Annotated in this window: 16 protein-coding genes; 1 reads left to right on the forward strand and 15 read right to left on the reverse strand. The window is 47.2% G+C overall.

Annotated features, from left to right (window positions below):
* Window positions 1-15: 15 nt before the first annotated feature.
* From acsV to NQ502_RS01530, 11 genes are all read right to left on the reverse strand, one after another.
* Window positions 16-1,947, reverse strand: a complete 1,932-nt coding sequence (acsV, locus tag NQ502_RS01480; RefSeq protein ID WP_028528958.1) for a corrinoid activation/regeneration protein AcsV — start codon at window positions 1,945-1,947, stop codon at window positions 16-18.
* A 31-nt stretch (window positions 1,948-1,978) separates the two neighbouring features.
* Window positions 1,979-2,764, reverse strand: coding sequence for a carbon monoxide dehydrogenase/acetyl-CoA synthase methytransferase subunit (gene acsE, locus NQ502_RS01485; RefSeq protein ID WP_028528957.1), 786 nt, complete (start codon window positions 2,762-2,764; stop codon window positions 1,979-1,981).
* A gap of 79 nt (window positions 2,765-2,843) precedes the next feature.
* A complete protein-coding gene (gene acsC, locus NQ502_RS01490; protein WP_028528956.1) occupies window positions 2,844-4,202 on the reverse strand; it encodes an acetyl-CoA decarbonylase/synthase complex subunit gamma in 1,359 nt (452 codons plus the stop codon).
* Window positions 4,203-4,229: 27 nt separating this feature from the next.
* Window positions 4,230-5,171 (reverse strand): acetyl-CoA decarbonylase/synthase complex subunit delta, encoded by a 942-nt coding sequence (gene acsD / locus NQ502_RS01495; protein ID WP_028528955.1) that lies wholly within the window; start codon window positions 5,169-5,171, stop codon window positions 4,230-4,232.
* Between the two features lie 75 nt (window positions 5,172-5,246).
* Window positions 5,247-7,376 carry an acetyl-CoA decarbonylase/synthase complex subunit alpha/beta gene (gene acsB, locus NQ502_RS01500; protein ID WP_028528954.1) on the reverse strand — a complete coding sequence of 710 codons (2,130 nt, stop codon included), beginning with the start codon at window positions 7,374-7,376 and terminating at the stop codon, window positions 5,247-5,249.
* Window positions 7,377-7,390: 14 nt separating this feature from the next.
* Window positions 7,391-8,161, reverse strand: a complete 771-nt coding sequence (locus NQ502_RS01505; protein ID WP_028528953.1) for an ATP-binding protein — start codon at window positions 8,159-8,161, stop codon at window positions 7,391-7,393.
* Window positions 8,162-8,191: 30 nt separating this feature from the next.
* Window positions 8,192-10,084 (reverse strand): anaerobic carbon-monoxide dehydrogenase catalytic subunit, encoded by a 1,893-nt coding sequence (gene cooS, locus NQ502_RS01510; protein ID WP_028528952.1) that lies wholly within the window; start codon window positions 10,082-10,084, stop codon window positions 8,192-8,194.
* 166 nt (window positions 10,085-10,250) lie between these two features.
* Window positions 10,251-11,021 (reverse strand): ATP-binding protein, encoded by a 771-nt coding sequence (locus NQ502_RS01515; RefSeq protein ID WP_028528951.1) that lies wholly within the window; start codon window positions 11,019-11,021, stop codon window positions 10,251-10,253.
* 41 nt (window positions 11,022-11,062) lie between these two features.
* The gene (locus tag NQ502_RS01520; RefSeq protein WP_028528950.1) at window positions 11,063-11,992 is read right to left on the reverse strand and encodes a methylenetetrahydrofolate reductase; all 930 of its coding nucleotides are present in this window, start codon (window positions 11,990-11,992) and stop codon (window positions 11,063-11,065) included.
* 67 nt (window positions 11,993-12,059) lie between these two features.
* A complete protein-coding gene (locus tag NQ502_RS01525; RefSeq protein WP_028528949.1) occupies window positions 12,060-12,242 on the reverse strand; it encodes a CooT family nickel-binding protein in 183 nt (60 codons plus the stop codon).
* A gap of 2 nt (window positions 12,243-12,244) precedes the next feature.
* The gene (locus NQ502_RS01530; RefSeq protein ID WP_028528948.1) at window positions 12,245-12,595 is read right to left on the reverse strand and encodes a cobalt transporter; all 351 of its coding nucleotides are present in this window, start codon (window positions 12,593-12,595) and stop codon (window positions 12,245-12,247) included.
* Between the two features lie 312 nt (window positions 12,596-12,907).
* On the opposite strand from NQ502_RS01530, the gene NQ502_RS01535 reads away from it, so the two are divergent.
* Window positions 12,908-13,729 carry an aldo/keto reductase gene (locus tag NQ502_RS01535; RefSeq protein ID WP_028528947.1) on the forward strand — a complete coding sequence of 274 codons (822 nt, stop codon included), beginning with the start codon at window positions 12,908-12,910 and terminating at the stop codon, window positions 13,727-13,729.
* Between the two features lie 107 nt (window positions 13,730-13,836).
* On the opposite strand, the gene NQ502_RS01540 is transcribed toward NQ502_RS01535, so the two are convergent.
* From NQ502_RS01540 to NQ502_RS01555, 4 genes are read right to left on the reverse strand one after another with little or no spacing between them, the layout of a single operon-like run.
* Window positions 13,837-14,847: an NAD(P)H-dependent glycerol-3-phosphate dehydrogenase gene (locus tag NQ502_RS01540; protein WP_028528946.1), complete on the reverse strand. Its 1,011-nt coding sequence runs from the start codon at window positions 14,845-14,847 to the stop codon at window positions 13,837-13,839.
* A 40-nt stretch (window positions 14,848-14,887) separates the two neighbouring features.
* Window positions 14,888-15,535, reverse strand: coding sequence for a glycerol-3-phosphate 1-O-acyltransferase PlsY (gene plsY / locus NQ502_RS01545; protein ID WP_028528945.1), 648 nt, complete (start codon window positions 15,533-15,535; stop codon window positions 14,888-14,890).
* A 5-nt stretch (window positions 15,536-15,540) separates the two neighbouring features.
* Window positions 15,541-16,866 carry a ribosome biogenesis GTPase Der gene (gene der, locus NQ502_RS01550; protein WP_028528944.1) on the reverse strand — a complete coding sequence of 442 codons (1,326 nt, stop codon included), beginning with the start codon at window positions 16,864-16,866 and terminating at the stop codon, window positions 15,541-15,543.
* A complete protein-coding gene (locus tag NQ502_RS01555; RefSeq protein ID WP_028528943.1) occupies window positions 16,805-18,211 on the reverse strand; it encodes a DUF512 domain-containing protein in 1,407 nt (468 codons plus the stop codon). The genes der and NQ502_RS01555 overlap by 62 nt, the downstream gene beginning before the upstream one ends.
* Between the last annotated feature and the right edge of the window lie 148 nt (window positions 18,212-18,359).

An 18,359-nucleotide genomic window follows, 5' to 3' on the forward strand; every position in this document is an offset into this window, starting at 1 on the left:
AGTCACCTCTGCCGCCTACTTCAGTGTCACAGACGGAAACATGGAGTTATCTGTGTGCGGAATAAAACAGGATGCAACAAACTCGTCCATATAAGTCGGCACCGCACTGAGTTCCAGATATGTCATGTTGGAAGCCACCTCGTACGTCTTCTTTTCCGCCTCCGTCGACAGCAGCATCGCATATGCTCCTGAGAGGGACGAGTTACCGATATAGTGGAATTTGTCCAGCGGAATATCCGGCAGCATGCCGATATTCACCGCGTTCTCCATATTGATTCCACTTCCGATACCGCCCGCCACATAGACTTCTTCCACCATGGAGATATCAAAATCCAGAGATGAAAGCATGGTACGGATTGCCGAGAAAATAGCTCCCTTGGCACGGATAAAATTATCGATATCGACTTCCGTGATCTCAATGTCTTTTACCGATGCCGCATCTTCCTGGAATGCCAGGACATAACTCCCCATTCCATACTTATCATGACGGATCCGTTTTCCTTCCCGTACAAATTTTCCTTTTGGATTGATGATGCCGCAGCGGTAGAGTTCACTGATCACATCGATAATCCCGGAACCGCACAGGCCGATCGGCTTCTCATCCGATTCGCCGATGATCTCAAAAGTCGGTTCCATGGTATCCCTGTCAATGACACACGCTTCGATCGCACCGTCTGTTGCACGCATACCGCAGCTGATGTCACCGCCTTCAAACGCCGGTCCTGCAGAACATGCACAGCTCATAAGAAAATCAGAATTTCCAAATACGAGCTCGCCGTTCGTACCGAGGTCAATGAAAAGAGAAAACTCCGGTTTGTTCCAGATCATACTGACTAACGTGCCCGCAGTGATATCGCCGCCCACATAACTACCGATATTCGGCGCTATGATAAGATGTGCATCCGGGTTGATATTAATGCCAAGATCGGATGCATAGAATGCGTTTGTCTTAAAGAAAGCAGGAATATACGGTTCCATTCTGAGAGGATCCGCATTGATTCCGGCAAACAGATGATTCATGGTTGTGTTGCCGGCCACGCACATACGGTAAATATGCTTCGGATCAAATCCGTTCGCACGGCACATCTGCTCAATCATCGGATTGATGGTTTCCTGAATCACTGCATTCTGCAGCCGTTCTTTTCCACCCGGCTTGAGTGATTCGATGATCCGGTTGATAACATCAGCACCATACCGGATCTGCCCATTCCCGCTCGACGCTTTCCCGATGATTTCACCGGTCTCCATATTAATGATCAGACCGGACACTGTCGTCGTTCCGATATCGATTGCCAGACCGCCAATTACCACATCTGCATCCTTTTCATAAACATCATAGACAAAGATATGACCATTTGCCGCTGTACGGAGTACGCACTGGACAGTAAAATCACTTGCGCGAAGCACATCCGGCAGTTTGCACATCACGGTATAAGGCAGCTGTACGCGCTCGGCACCGGTCGCTTTTTTCAGCGCACGAACCAGCCTTTCATTATCAGGCATAGTATCGTCCAGCGTTGGAATATCCATCGTAATGGATATGGTTCGAAGACTGTTATGCAGTGCAATACCAGCCTCTTCGATACCAGCTTTTGTCTTTTCAAAAATAGCGACCTCATCCTGTGAACTTAAATCCGCAACTTTCATTCTGCTTCGGTAAGCCGAAGCAATATCAGGAACCATCACCGTGACATCTGCCTCAATGGTGCTGACGCATGCCAGACGCCATCCCTGTTCATACTCTTCCTCTGAAATATGACGTGTCTTTTTGGAATCCAGTTCCCCGCCCATAAGCTTTACACGGCACTTCCCACAGGACGCATTGCCGGAACACGGGGCGTCGATAGCTACATTCGTTTTTCTGGCTACCTCCAGAAGGTTTTCACCGGAAGTGGCGAAGGTTTCAACCACTTCGCCACTCTCAAACTGAAAAGTTACTTTGAACATATAGATTCAGCCTCTTTTAATTCGATTTTAATTACAGTTCCAGATAGGAATCTGCATACAGTGTGTTGTTTTTGAAAACATCACAGGATTTGATGGTTTCCATCAGTCTCTTATCGCATGGGTTAACGATAGCAGAAGTAAGACCCTGCATCATACACATAGCAACGAGTGCGGAGTCCATGATCGGTCTGATGTCTTTCGGCATACCGTTGGAGTTATTGGAAAGTCCGCCTGTGGAATTCAGTCCCATATCGCTGAACATTTTGATTGCTTCCAGAACTTCCATCTGCTTGTCCTGCATACCTTTAACAACTACAAACAGCGGGTCAAACCACAGGTCTGTAGGCTCCATGCCCAGCATCATGCCGTGTTCCAGCATCGTCTGGCAGTGTACCATACGCTCGTCATTGTCAGCGGCGATCGGTCCGTCAGAGCAGAGTGCAATTACGATTGCATCGTTTGCTGCTGCAAGATCGATATAGCTGATTCTGTCGCCTGCATCTGCAGAGTTGACAATCGGTTTGCCTTTTGATCTGTTGTATACATCGATACCGGCTTCGATCGCAGCTTTGTTAGCTGTATCAAGCGCCAGCGGAACATTGTCAAAGTTCTCCTGAATTGTTTTAACAGCCCACTGCATCAGTTCCGGTCCGTCACTCTCTGCAGGTCCGATGTTAACGTCAAGATAAGTAGCTCCGGCTTCCAGCTGTTCTTTCGCACGTTTTAAGATAGCTTCCGGATTACGTGTAGCCATTGCTTCTTTGATTGCAGGTGAAATACAGTGAATTCTTTCCCCAATAGTTACGAATTTTGCCATACTTTTTCTCCTTTTCTCTCAATACATAATTCAATAATGTTCAATTAAAGGGGGCTTTAAAAACCCCCTTTTTTACATTTTATAACTGGCCGTTCTCCTGCATGTCTTTCAGGAATTTAACCAGCTGTACTGCTTCGTTCGGTGCAACGATAACTTCCCAGTCAGGTAACTTGGATTCGATATCGCCTTTCAATACAGCAACTTTACCTGGAATGATCAGTTTTCTGGACTTGATCTTGTCTTCAACGTTTTCTGTGATGAATTTTGCCACAGAAGCAGAAGAAAGTTTTCCGGCAGCCCATGCGGTCAGTACGGAAAGTCCGCCTGCATCGCTGATCAGCATATTGATCGGAACACCGGATCTCTCCAGCTCACCGGATACGATGAAATATGTAAGAGCAAAGTCAACTGTTGTCAGGCAGATCGAGTTCTCATCTGCGCCGTTCAGCGGATAAATGCCCGGTTCAACTTTCATTGGTTTCTGAGGATCTGTAAAGACGTTCTGACGCAGTCCGAACAGCGGCAGTGCTTCAGCATATCCCAGTTCTTCCATAACAATGATGGAACCATATTTCAGTGTAAATACAGAAGACAGAGCTTCCTGCATGTACTTATCACCTTTTGCAAGTTTAACAGTGTTAACGATAGACGGATACCCGAAAGTTCTGTCTTCATCTTTCAGAGCTGCACGTCTTACCTGAACTGCATTTGCAAAAGCCTCTTTAATGCTTGCGCCTGTTACATCCAGAACAAGGTCTTTATTGTCCAGTTTCTCCAGAGCTGCAACTGTATCATACAGTTCGTTTAAGTCTGCTCCGGATACACCGAGAACAACACCAGCCTCTTTGGCTACTGCGCTCATAGCTTCGTAGTTGGAAGCATTTGCACCGTTTAATACTGGTTTACCGTCTTTACATTCTGCAAGAGCAGCTTTGGCAACTTCCACATCATCACATCCCAGAACGAGAGTTTTTCCTGTAGCCGCTGCTTTTTTAACAAGGTCAACGTATTTATCAGCGCCTGAAGCTGCATCATAGTTTACATAAACCATTTCAACCTGCATTCTTTCACTGATACGTTCGTAATCAACAACCGGAATTGCTGCGATCTTAGCATCAATTTCAGCGTCATCCATGCAGCTGCAGAGAGCCACTGCATATCTTGTCTTGCTCACAAAAGTTTTTTCATGTCTGTAGAGAACTGTCTCTCCGCCAAGTGTATATTCACCTTCTCCTGTACCAACCTTGATCGTCTTCATTGGCGGTGCAGTAGCTGCTGATAAGGAAGCAAGCGCTTCTTCTGACATATAAGGGCATGCAGAAATATCAACTGCGCCCTGAGCAACTTTCATGGAGAAAGCCATACAAGTCGGGCTGCCGCACTCCTTACAGTTTTTCTTTGGTGTCATTTTAAATATTTGAATACCTGATAATGCCATGTTTTTTATCCTCCTGTTCTTATATGATTACACTAATTCTTTAATCATTTTTGAAATGGTTGCAACGGATTGAGGATGTTGTAAAACTACAGCATTGGATCCGGATACTAAGTCAGCTGCTGCTGTCATAATTTCCATGGAGATTCCTCTTTCCTCTCTAGAACCCCATTCCGGCATATCTTCTTCGGTAGCCATGGATTCTTTTACGTTCCATGTCTCGGAAGCAACCGGTGTAAGAATTGGCATCTGGAGCATAGCATCATCCTGTGACAAAGCTGCTGCTTTGATTCTGTCCATTGTAGAAACTACATATTCATAACCGTAGCCTGCTGTTGCAGTACCAACATTCATGATGATGCTGTCGGCTTTTACGCCCAGCTGTGTGGTTACTACGTTCAGCTGTTTTGCAAGGTTAATATCTACTGCAGACTCAGCACCCAGTTTCTGGTTGTAAGCAAGTCCTGCCGCAGCGCCAATTGCTTTGTAGTTTTCTTCTTTCGCAGGCATGATGACAACGTTTTTACCCTGCAGAGCTTCTGCCACTTTCGGAAGCAGTTCTGAATCTTTTTCAACGTTCTTACATCCTGCAACTACCAACGGAAGATCTGTTGCACCTGCAACTTCATTCACGACTGCAACGAGTTCTTCAATAGACTTGTTTTCTCCGTTCGGATCTCCGCCTTCCAGGCTCAGGTAAATAAAATCAGCACCTTCCATAGCTGCAGCCTTTGCTGCCATATCTGCCATGGATGCATTTTCACCATAGTATGTAATCAACTCCGGTGTTGCATTGATCAGGCCCATATCTGTGATTTCAACACCAACTTTCGGTGCGTTATCGATTGGTCCATCAAATGTGTAGAAAGGAAATACACTTTCTCCTCCTAATGTGATTGCTTTGTCTCCGCATCCGATCTCAACGGTCTTGATAGATGCATTAAACTTTTGTGGTTTAGAATTAAACGGCATTCTCATTAGCCTCCTTTTAAATTTTATATGCGCATGCACGTATTAGGTACATGCGCATTTCTGACACTGATTATACTACATCATTGGGTCCATTGACAAGGCTGGATGGCCTTTTTCTGTCAAAAATGCAACCAATGTTTCCGGATCTTCTGCAATTGTCTCGTCACCGATCATATCTGTGAAGTTGTCAATTCCATAAAGCTCTTTCGCTGTCGCATTCAGTTTCTCCGCAACCTGATCCTTCAGCTCTTTCGGCATCCATACGATTCTCTCGATTCCGCCCTCTGCCTTCATGAATTTCTTAGAAGAAATGAACTGTTTACCATGTCCCATGAAGCCTGGTGTCTGAACACCGCCGCCTGTCATGGATGCCAGTTCAGGGAATGTCATTCCGAGAGGAGTCATTCCTGCGTACTCACGGTTTGCGATACATACGCCGTTGGAGAACGGCTCAATACCACAGATACACTCGAAGCATCCGCAGGATGTCATCGGTTTTTCCATGATGGAGTACAGGGATACATCCTGAAGCGCGCCCTGTGAGAACTTACGAACTGCTTCGTTGACGTCTTCGTACTCACCGATACGCTCATCGATCACTTTCTCTTTCGTGATAACCTGACATGGTCCTGCAGGATCCAGCTCGTTGGTTGCTTTCGCATCCAGCCATGAAACGGCACCGCAAAGTCCCAGTCTCTCCGGAGTTACCACACATACGTGAGACGGTGAGAATGCCTGGCACATGATACAGCTGTAGTATACGCCTACGGATTCATCCGTCATATTTCCGATTCTCTCATCACGTTTATCAAATGCAGGGATCGCCAGTTCATGACGGATCTTTGTACAGTCTTCATCATTCGTGTAGATCTTCACCTGACATTTGTCAACAACGGCATCAAATTCACTCTTGATTCTTGCATACAGAACCTCTGCGAGGTCTTTTGCACGGAATCCTGCGTTGAATGCATCTTTGCTGATACGGACACGGATCATATCTCTCTGTCCTGTATGCATAACGCCCTCGATACAGTTTACATAGTTATGGAATTTACGCTCAAATACAGGCTCAAAGTCAGGCTGCATATTTTTTCCTGCAACTTCCACCACGTATGCGATGCTGTGCTTGCTTCCCACTTCGAATTCATCGAAGTCTTTACCGATCAGCTCAAAGTGATGGTCTTCCACTTCAGCCAGTTCTTTGGTCTGCACCAGCTCACAGCAATCCACTCTGGAGCCGTCGAATTCCACCTGCATATCACCCTTACGGATGATCTCGCCTTCGAAGGCACTACCGAATGCTACCGGAATATCGATCTTCGTGATCTTGATCTTGATATCGCGGGCTTCAAGAGAAGTTGCATTAAATTTGCTGACATCCTCCTGCACGATCAGACTCTTCGGTACGCGGAAGATATTCTCTGTCTCATTTGTCACTACCGGGAATCCAAGTGCGATCGCACCTGCTCCGCATGCAACAATCACGTCGTCCAGAGGTTTGAATGCGTTTACGAATGCCGGTACACGCTCGAATGTATATTTCATCAGGTTTCCTGCATCTCCAGGTGCAATGTTACCGAAGATAAGGGCTGCACGCAGTGCAACAGATACTACGTGGATTACGCTGGTCACGTCTTTTCCGAGCGGGATCACACGCACGTTTGCACCTGTCTTGTATCCTGCCTCTTCACACTGGTCAATGATGCCGCCGACAAGTGTTACCAGGATACCCTGTGCCTGATAGCTCTTAACGAGTTCTACGCCTTCTTCAACAGAAGGAGCTGCGCCGAGGATTACGGCTACGCCCGGGATATCGCCTGTTACAAGCGGTACACCAAGTTCACGGATCACAGCATCTCCAAGATGTCCGTAGCAAGGCTCTGCGTACGGTTCTGCTCCGTCGATATATTTCAGAACTTCAATGAATTCTGCACACAGTGCTGTTGCAACACCTGACATGAAAGCGTCGTTCAGACGTTTATTTCTTGTCATCAGAGTTTTTACCACACCAAGGGCTTCCTTCAGTTCTTTTAAGTTGGTTACTTTAGTACCTGTCACTGAATAGTAACATGGCAGGCTGTATGCGGTATTAGGAAAGCTTACCGCTTTGTCTTCGCCGTACTGAGCGATGGCACCGTCGATTGCGCCTTCTGTCAAGCCATATACAGCATCATTTCCACCAAATACTCGATCAAATAATGTCACTGTTTTTTCCTCCTTTAGGCAATTGTCGAATCAATTGTCTCTTTAATTTTTCTGATTTCATCTGTTGCAGACTCACTGAAGTCATACGGTGAGCATCCTTTGCGGTCTGCATCAATTATTTCGGTATTATAATGAACAAAACCTAACAGGTCATCTTCCGGAATACGCTCTCTGATGAATGCCTCATCTTCCTCGTCCCGTACTTTATTGGCAACGACACGCACCTGCGCTACGCCGAGATCTTCAGCCAGGCGCTTCACATTACGGTACGTCTGGACACTTCTCGCTCCCGGTTCAATGACAACGACAAAGCAGTCCACGCCTTCCGTCGTCCCTCTGCCAAGATGTTCGAGTCCTGCTTCCATATCCAGGATTACTACGTCCTCACGCCTGAGCACAAGGTTGCTGATAATCCTCTTGAGCATCACGTGCTCCGGGCAGACACATCCGCCGCCGCCGGTTTCCACTGTTCCCAGCACCAGAAGCCTTACTCCATTGCATACCCGTCCATATTTTTCCGGAATATCATCAACCCTGGGATTCAGTTTATAAAACTGATTATCCGGAGTTGCTCCAGTCCTCTCCTCTACCAGTTTACGCATTCTGCTGATCGGTACGATCTCGGCCAGTTCCTCCTCCGAGAAACCAAGGGCAAGCCCCAGGTTTGCATCGGGATCGACATCTGCAGCCAAAACGTTTCTTCCTTCATCCGCGTACAATCTGGCGAGTGTTGCGGAAAATGTTGTCTTTCCAACGCCGCCTTTTCCTGTTACTGCAATTTTCATGCTATTTCATCCACCTTTTAAACTTATTGACTAGATTCCAAGTGCCTCACGTTTTTCTTCGATTCTCTCGATCATCAGATCAACCAGTTTTTCGATATCTGTTTCTACAGTATAAGCAGCTTCTACCCAATCTCTGATTCCGCCTGTCAGCAGTTCTGCCATTTCGGAAGAACCGGAAACGTATGGATCAACTCCGAGGAATGTGTCGATACCGGTAGACACAACGTAGTTACCGATTGATACAGCTTTCTCTGACATCCACTCAGGAGCACATCCGACTACCGGAAGCTGAGAGATCTTCAGACCTGAATCTTTTGCCAATTCTGCAGCCAGGATCATCATACGGCTGATATCAACGCATGATCCCATATGAAGTACAGGAGGAATATCTGCCAGTTCGCAAACTCTCTTCAAGCCAGCGCCGCAGAGATCTTTCGCACTCTTGTCCATCAGACCCGCTTTTGCAGCAGCCTGTGCGGAACATCCGGATGCGATGATAATGATATCATTTGCAATACATTTTTTCATCAGTTCGATATGAGCGGTATCCGGTCTGATCTTCGGGTTATTACATCCAACCATTGCCACTGCACCGCGGATAACACCGGATGTGATACATTCCAGTAACGGTTTTGTTGTTCCTGTCTCGTCAACCTGTGTATTGGTAACGCCGTCCAGAACCTTTACGATTGCTTCCACAGAGTAACCAACGGTTGCTTTCTGTTTCATATCCGGGATATGAACAAGTTCTGGTTTTCTGTTCTTGAAGTTGTCGATTGCAGCTTTTACGATCGCTTTTGCATTCTCACCAGCTGTTTTTGAATTAAATCTGATAAATTCAGAGTCCGGCATCTGAGCGATCGGAGAAGTTGTGATGAATTTGGTATGGAAACATTTGGACAGAGGACCAAGTGCCGGGAAGATACACTGTACGTCTACGACGATTGCTTCACATGCACCTGTCAGAACCACGTTTTCCTGCTGCAGGAAGTTACCTGCCATCGGAATACCGCGGCGCATTGCCACTTCATTGGAGGTACAGCACACACCGGATACGGTGATTCCCTTTGCTCCCATTTCTTTTGCATAGGCGATCATTTCCGGATCATCTGCATATTCGCAGATCATCTCTGACAGTGAAGGATCATGTCCGTGTACAACGATGTTGACATTTTCCTCTACCATAACGCCAAGGTTAGCCTCTGTGTCAATTGGCTTCGGAGTTCCGAACAGTACGTCAGAGAACTCTGTTCCCATCATGGAACCGCCCCAGCCATCAGAAAGACCTGCACGCAGTGACTGACGAACCAGTGCTTCCGGCAGAGAAGAACATCCCATGTGTGACATATGTAAGGAAGTTGCAACTTCGCGGTCGATTGCTCTCGGAGCGATCTCCTCTTTTTCCCAGATATCCTGAGTTGTCTGAGGCGCTCTCTTTAAGAATCTCTGTGTTCCGAACGGTTTACCGTATTCCATCAGACCGGTTTCAGCCACTTCATGAGCCAGCTCATAGATATCTTTTCCTTCTGTCTCGATGCCCCATTCTTTTGCGATACGGATCAGTTTGTCCGGATCTTTTACCTTGTAGTTTCCGTCAGCTGCTGATTCATACAGAGTATGGCAGATCTCGCGGCCATGATCTGAATGTGTAGCAGCTCCGCCTGCAGTGAATTTCAGATAGTTTCTTCCTACGATACCATGTGCGTCACATCCGCAGATTCCTCTCGGGGCCTTTGGTGTAATACGGCAAGGTCCCATGGAACAGATACGGCAGCAGATACCCTGCTCACCGAACTTACAATGCGGTGTCTGATTTTTCACACGCAGCTGCCAGGAATCCGCACCTACCTTTGCACCTGTTTCAAGCAGTCGATCAGTCGCTGCTTCGAATTCTTCTACAGTTGTTAATTTGAATTCACTCATTATAAGCCTCCTTATAGTTTTTTGCTTCTTCCCCCACGGGGTGACATCCCATCCGCCCCCATGGGTTCTTGAATGATTTATTTTTTCCCCTTTTTTAAAAGGGGATAAAACACTGTGTTATGATGTTGGGCTCAAAAGTTTTTTGAGCCTGGTATCAAGTATTATCTTACAGATCAAGTTTTCTGATAATTTCTCTCATCGCCTGCTTAACCGGTGAATCTTCCGGAAGTTCAACCGTTGGTTTCCCATCGCAGTCATACTGATAAACGGTCTCGTCCTGCGGCACGATTCCCAGGAGCGTCAGACCCTGTTTCTCGATCTCTTCCCTGGTGCCTTCATTCAGTTCCCCATTCGGCGCCCTGTTTACAATCAGGCCAACCGTCTTCGGCTTCATATTACATTCCCTGATCAGTTCAGCGATTCTTCCGGCCGCCTGCACGCCTCTTCTGGAACAGTCACTTACCAGAATGGCTGTCTGCATACTCGGCAGGATTCCGCGGCTGATATGTTCCATACCCGCCTCATTGTCCACAACAATATACGGATAATGATTCTGCAGTTTTGCAAGCTGTGCCTGCAGCAGGCCGTTCACAAAACAGTAGCAGCCTTTTCCCTGCGTCCGCCCCATAACCAGCATATCAAAATCATCTTCCTCTATCAAAGCAGAGTTGAATTTGATCTCTGTATAATCAGCTTTACTCATACTTGGCGGAATCGGACTTTTCACTGCCATCTCCGCCTGTGCAACTTCTTCCCTGATATCTCCAAGAGTGTAATCTACTTCTACTCCGAGAACCTCATTCAGGTTAGAGTTTGCGTCAGCGTCAACTGCAAGGACCGGACCCTTTTTCTCTCTGCAGAGTTCCTGGATCAGCAGTCCCGTGAGTGTCGTTTTCCCAACCCCGCCTTTTCCTGCCATTGCAATTACATGTGCCATTTATGCTGCCTCCTAATCATTACAATGTTTGTCTATATTGCTCAGACCAGTGTACAGATACCTGACCTGTCAATAATCTCAGATACATCTTCCCATTTGTTCAGTGCATACAGATGGATACCGTTGACGCCGCAGGCGCGGTACTCATCAATCTGCCGGATCGTATATTCTTTGCCTGCCTCTTTAAATGCAGCTTTCTTTTCGTCAGCAGCCGCATCGAACGGCTCTTTGTCGAACGGATTTGGGAATATCCAGTTTTTGGAAATAATCTCGCAAAGTTCACGCGGCATTACACAGCCGTTGCGTGAGAGTGCCATGTTGATCGTAGCCGCCATATCCAGAATCGGCATGATACCAACATCGATCGGCATCGTGATTCCTGCCTCGCGGATCGCATCCAGCCAGTACTTGAACTGTTCCATATCCCAGCAGAGCTGCGTCATGATATAGTCTGCCCCGTTATCCTGTTTTTGTTTCAGGAATGTGATGTCCGCTTCCAGTGAACGGCATGCGATATGTCCTTCCGGTGAACCAGCCACTGCGATCTCAAATTTATCCCCAAATTCTTTGCGAACGTAAGCCACGAGATCTGTTGCGTAAGCAAAATCACCGCCTGTGCCTGTCCATCCAAAAGGAAGGTCACCGCGCAGAGCAAGCATGTGATCAATTCCATTGTCCAGGTAGTTCTGAAGCTGTTCCTTTACTCCTTCACGGGTATTGCCGATACAGGTGAAATGAGTCACAGGAATCGTGTCATTGTCAGCGTCAGCGATCAATTTGCAGACTTCCATATTCTTGCCTACATTTGTACCGCCTGCGCCATATGTACAGGAAACATATTCCGGATTGTATTTGTAAAGATGATCCAGCGTATCCGGAAGCTTCTCCATTCCTTTGTCTGTTTTCGGCGGAAACACCTCAAATGACAGTATTGTCCGCTCCTCCATAATTTCACTTAATCTCTTGCTCATGCAGCAACCTCCACTTTCTTATATTTGATATCTCTATGTTACTTCTCCTGTAAAACAGGGGATTTTCTCAGTTACATTCAAGCTTTACCACGCTGTTGGCCAGATCCACCATGAGGATCTTACCTTCTACCACACGCTCGTCGCCCATGATATCCCGAATAATGATCTTGTCACCGTCCACATCAAGTCTGCTGACATTTTTGCAGATCACTGTATTGTCACTTTCCTTAAAAACAGTAGCTAAACACATAATTATGCCTCCTTTAACTGCTCTTTCACAAGTGTCAGCGCCAGGCTGAGGCGCATATTTCCTTTCTGAAACTCAGAAACGCCTTCGGAAATCTGTTTTGCTGCGTCATCCATCCCCAGCTTTTTCAGATTTTCCGCCATCTGTTCCAATTCTGCAGCGTGCTGCTCATTATGCTGCAGCATATAAGTTAAAAGCGCAACTGTCTCGTTTTTGCAGTCACCGCCACAGGAAGAACATTCATGTCCATGCTCATGAGAATGTCCGCATTCATGAGAATGCTCATGACAATGAGAGTGTTCACTGCCATGGGCATGCGCTACTGAATTACCATTTTCATCTTGTACTAAATGCATGATTTTGCTCCTTTCCGGCATATCAGAAAACGATATGACATTTATTTGTCAATTATGTTTTATTATATCCTATAATCACTGAATATTCAATAGATATCATCCAGTTTTATCGTCCAAAATCATGTATTTTTTTTTATCCAATTCGAAAAATTGTAAAAAATGACGAAAAAGCATTATAAAGTACCAAAAGCGATTTTTATTATTTTCTTAATATCTTTTTTGCGTTTATATGGTATAATAGGTACGATTGGGATGAAGAAAATACTGTAATTGATCATTTTCAGTATGCTTAAAAGGGAGGTATTGATCCTTATGACTGATATATCATGCCTGGACCTGAACAGCGGAGCCAAAATGCCGCTTCTCGGGCTTGGCGTCTACAAAGCAACAGGAGAACACGAGGTGGAAGATGCGATCGCAGCCGCTCTTGACATCGGATACCGGCTGTTCGATACCGCTTCCGCCTACAAAAATGAAGACGGTGTGGGCCGTGCGCTCAAAGAGACTTCCATCCCCAGGAAGAAACTTTTTGTCACCACCAAAATCTGGAATAACGCGCAGCGTATCGGAGATATCGAAGGTGCTTTTCACAGAAGCCTCGAACGCCTTCAGCTGGACTACGTTGATCTGTATCTGATCCACTGGCCGGTACCCGGCTGTTATCTTGAGACCTGGAGACAGATGGAAAAACTCTACGCAGCGGGTAAAGCCCGTTCTATCGGAGTCAGCAATTTTGACATTTATCAACTGGAAGAACTGGCGAAAATCTCTGACGTTGTTCCGGCTGTCAATCAGATCGAGGTGCATCCTCTCTGGAACCAGTCAGAGCTCGTCTCCTACTGCCAGTCCAGGGGGATTGCTGTTCAGGCATATGCACCCCTGGCACGCGGAGCTTATCTGGATCGCCCGGAACTCGTTGAAATAGCCCTGAATCACGGAAAAAGCGTATCACAGGTCGGCCTGCGCTGGTCTGTCCAGAAAAACATCTCCGTGATTCCAAAATCCACAAAGAAAGAACGTATCGAAGCCAATGCCCAGATTTTTGATTTTTCATTGACCGAGGACGAGATGAGGGCTATAGACGGTATGGATGAGAAATTTCGAAGCGCTTCGGTTCCGCCGGATCTTCTTTAAAATGTTCGGCTGGTAGTTTTATATATCCATTATGCAGCGAACCCCTGCAGACAGCACAACCGCATGCTGTCCGCAGGGGTGGATTTTTGTTTACACCTGACTGCTGTTTATTTCCAGAGGCTCTCTCCCGTCTCATCTTTTTTCACACGCATCATAAGTTCTGAGAGTGCATCTGCAGGTTTTTTGCCTTCAAACAGTACTTTATTGACTTCTTTTACGATCGGCATATCTATCCGATACTTTTCTGACAGCGTCAGTGCCGCCTTCGCGGAATATACTCCTTCAACAACCATCTTAACTTCGTCCATGGCTTCCTGCATGGTGTAACCCTGTCCCATCAGATATCCCGCTTTACGGTTTCGGCTGTGCTGGCTTGCGCAGGTCACGATCAGATCGCCGATCCCCGAAAGGCCGGTCAGCGTCTCGGCATGTGCCCCCATGGCAATTCCCAGGCGCTTGATCTCTGCGATGCCGCGGGTGATCAGAGCCGCCTTTGTATTGTCGCCGCAGCCCAGTCCGTCAGCAATGCCCGCCGCAAGGGCGATGACATTTTTCAGCGATCCGCCCAGCTCGATCCCGAGAATATCAGGGCTTGTATACACGCGGAATACCGGACACATGAATAATCCCTGAATATACTCTGCCGTCTCTTTCGTCCTGGCTCCCACGACACATGTGGTCGGAAGCCCTCTTCCCACTTCCTCCGCGTGACTCGGACCCGAGAGCACCGCGACATTCGCCTGAGGAATCTCTTCCTCAATGATCTCGCTGAGTGTCATCAGCGTATTTTCTTCAATTCCCTTTGCCACATTTACTATGATCTGCCCGTCCTGTACCAACTCCTTCATGGAATGTGCAGTGCTGCGCGTAAACGGCGAAGGCACTGCCAGCACCACAAGGTCCCTGTCGGTCAGTGTCATACCAAGGTCATCCGTCACAACAACCTCTTCCGGTATCCTGACTCCGGGCAGTTTGCTCTCATGTTCCCTTTTCGTGCGTAGCATTTCCACTTCTTCTTTGATGACGGACCAGAGGATCACCTCATGTCCATTTTTATGAAGCAGCAGCGCCAGGGCTGTTCCCCAGCTACCCGCACCCACAACACTTACTTTAGCCATTTTAATTCCTCCTGCGCATTCTGTTATTTTAACTGTTCCGTTACTTTTTATGCTTACTGCTCAGATACGTTTTATTCTCATTTCCGTGTACAAGTCTCACAATATTGGCGCGGTGGCGGTATACTGCCATAACTGTCAGAAATGCAGCGACTGCATACATTTCATACAGATACCCGGGCTCCATCCCGAAGGCTCCGAGCTGGCCGAGAAGCACCGTCCCGCCCATAAACATAACGTACACCAGCATTGAACCGAGCGAAACATAATGTGTCACAAAAAACGTGGTAAAAAAAACGATGATCCCGGCGATCAGAAGTCTCCAGTCAAATGATATGATGAGCCCCGCCGTCGCTGCGATCCCCTTTCCTCCCCGGAATTTCAGATAACACGGAAAATTATGTCCAAGAATCGTTCCTGCAGCCGCGTAAAGTCCCAGCAGACGGATACATTCCGCATGACTCTGTCCAAACAGAAGTCTTACAGTCACCACGGCCAGTATGCACTTCAGACAATCTCCGGCGAACGTGATCAGCCCTGCTTTCAGTCCAAGCGTACGCAGCGCATTCGTCGTTCCGGCATTGCCGCTCCCATGTTCCCGGATATCAATTCCATGCATCCTTCCATAAATATAAGACGTCTGAAACAACCCAAACAGATAGCCTATCGCCAGACATAATAACCGTACCATTTCCCCTACTCCTTATTCTTTCGTTCTCTGATAATAAATTTAAGTGAAGTCCCCCGGAATCCAAACGCATCCCTGATTCTGTTTTCGAGGTATCTCGTATATGAAAAATGCATCAGCTCCTTGTCATTGACAAAGATCACAAATGTCGGCGGTTTCACAGAAACCTGCGTGATATAATAAAGCTTCAGCCGTTTGCCCTTATCCGAGGGGGGCTGCTGCAGCGCAACCGCTTCTGTCATGATCTCATTGAGCACACCCGTCTGAACCCGCAGCGTCTGATTTTCCAGTACCATATCAATGGTTTCAAACAGTTTCGGAAGCCTCTGCCCCGTCTCGGCAGAAATAAACATCAGTTCCGCATACGGCATATACGCCAGGACCTCCCGGACTTTATTCGTATATTTGTAAATGGTTTTATCATCTTTTTCGATGGCATCCCACTTATTGACTGCTATGATAATACCCTTTCCGCGCTCATGTGCGATCCCCGCTATTTTTGCGTCCTGCTCCGTCACGCCTTCCTGCGCATCGATCACGACGACGACGACATCCGCCCGCTCCACAGCCGTAACCGTTCGGATAATGCTGTAACGCTCCAGCTCTTCCCTGATTTTATTCTTCCTCCGAAGCCCCGCGGTATCAATGAAAATATATTCTCTTTTGTTCCAGATGACACTCGTATCGATCGCATCCCTCGTCGTTCCCGCGACGTCCGATACAATCACACGGTTCTGCCCCAGAAGTTTATTGACTATGGATGATTTCCCCACGTTTGGTTTCCCCACAATTGCAATATGCGGAATGTCATCCTCCTCTTCTTTCAGGCTTTCCCTGTCAAAATACTGTGTCACGACATCCAGCAGATCCCCGATTCCCAGCTTGGATGCCGCAGAGATCGGCATCGGATCCCCGATTCCCAGGTTATAAAATTCGTAGACATCCATCATGTATTTATCGAAATTGTCCACCTTGTTGACTGCCAGCACGACCGGCTTTGCGCTGCGCCGCAGCATATCTGCCACTTTCGCGTCAGAATCGACAAGCCCCTGACGTACATCCGTGATAAAGATGATCACGTCCGCCGTATCGATCGCAATCTGCGCCTGTTCTCTCATCTGGGACAGAATAATATCACTGCTCTCCGGTTCGATTCCGCCGGTATCGATCAGCGTGAAATGAAAGTTCAGCCAGTCTACATCTGCGTAGATCCTGTCCCTCGTAACACCGGGCGTATCTTTCACGATGGAAATGTTTTCACCCGCCAGTGTGTTAAACAGCGTTGATTTTCCCACATTCGGCCTTCCCACAATTGCTACAATCGGTTTGCTCATATATTTGTCTTCCTTTCCTATCGCCATCCGGCGTCTCACCCAGCACTGCTCTCACGAACGCCTCTCCGCTCTCCTCGACGATACGCACAGGTACTCCCAGCTTTTCTCCCAGCTGCGATACGGTCACGTCATCCAGGAATACGTCTTCCCCGGCGCGGAGCATATTGCACGGAATCAGCAGCTCATCTCCCAGCTCACGTCCTGCAAGCTGCGCCATCAGATCCTGTCCCGTCAAAAGACCGGAAACCGTAATCTTTTCTCCAAAGAAATCATTTCGGACGGGGTATACCTGCACCTGTATTTCCGGATATTTCTCTTGTATCATTATAATATATTTTTTCAGGAATTCATACGGTAATTGTCCGGTTGCAATTGAAATTTTTCGTTTTTTTCCGCATTTTTCCCGTGTCTTTAATGTCTCTTCAATTTCTTCCCTCAGCAGCCGCAGCATTCCCACACCATTTTCGAGCTGAAGATAACCGTCGTATCTCTTTGCTTCCGGCAGTTCCTCACCTGCCAGGATATACCACTCGTCACTGCAGTGCACAAAATGTGTGTGATAGTCTGTCCAGAGTTTTTCCTGCCACGCATGGACGGTTCTGAGCACCTGAGACGCATCCTCTTTTTCAAACGGTTCGAGCGGATACAGTCCGTCCCGGTACTTTGTCAGGCCTACCGGCACAACGGATACACTCTCAAGCAGCGGAAGGTAGCGTGTCAGGTCGCGTATGCTCCGTTCCAGTTCGTCACCGTCATTCAGTCCTTTGCAGAGCACGATCTGTCCGTTCATCGTAATTCCGGCGTCATACAGTCTCTGAACCTTTTCAAAGATGTCACCGGCAAAACGGTTGTTCAGCATCTGACGGCGAAGCCCCGGATTCGTCGTGTGAAAGGAAATATTGATCGGCGAGAGATGATAACGGATCACACGTTCAATATCTTCCTCTGACATATTGGTAAGCGTCACGTAATTTCCCTGCAAAAATGACAGCCTGGAATCGTCGTCTTTAAAATACAGTGTCTCCCTCATTCCCGGAGGCATCTGATCGATGAAACAAAATACGCAGCGATTGCTGCAGGAACGATACTGATCCATGAATTCGTTTTCAAATACGATGCCCAGATCATCTTCATATTCCTTTTCTATTTCGAGTTCCCATTCCTCTCCGTCCGGCTTGCGGATCAGAAGTTCCAGATCTTCTTCATTTGTCAGGTAGTGATAATCAAAGACATCCTCCACAGGCTGTCCGCTGACCGCAAGAAGCTCATCCCCCGGTTCAATCTGCAGTTCCCATGCGATACTGTCTCTGACGACTTCGCGGATCATGTGACGTGTTTTTTTCATAGTTTCCTCCATACAGTACCTGCTGTTTCTGTCGTACTGCCGCTCTCTCATTATAGAGACCAATTGTTTATCTGTCAATCCGGCTGTGATTTCTGCCCTCTCCTTTTTTACTGTGAAAATCCCGCCGTCCTGAGCAATCAACTTTCAT

The sequence above is a fragment of the Ruminococcus gauvreauii genome (genome assembly GCF_025151995.1).
Taxonomy (GTDB): domain Bacteria; phylum Bacillota; class Clostridia; order Lachnospirales; family Lachnospiraceae; genus Ruminococcus_G; species Ruminococcus_G gauvreauii.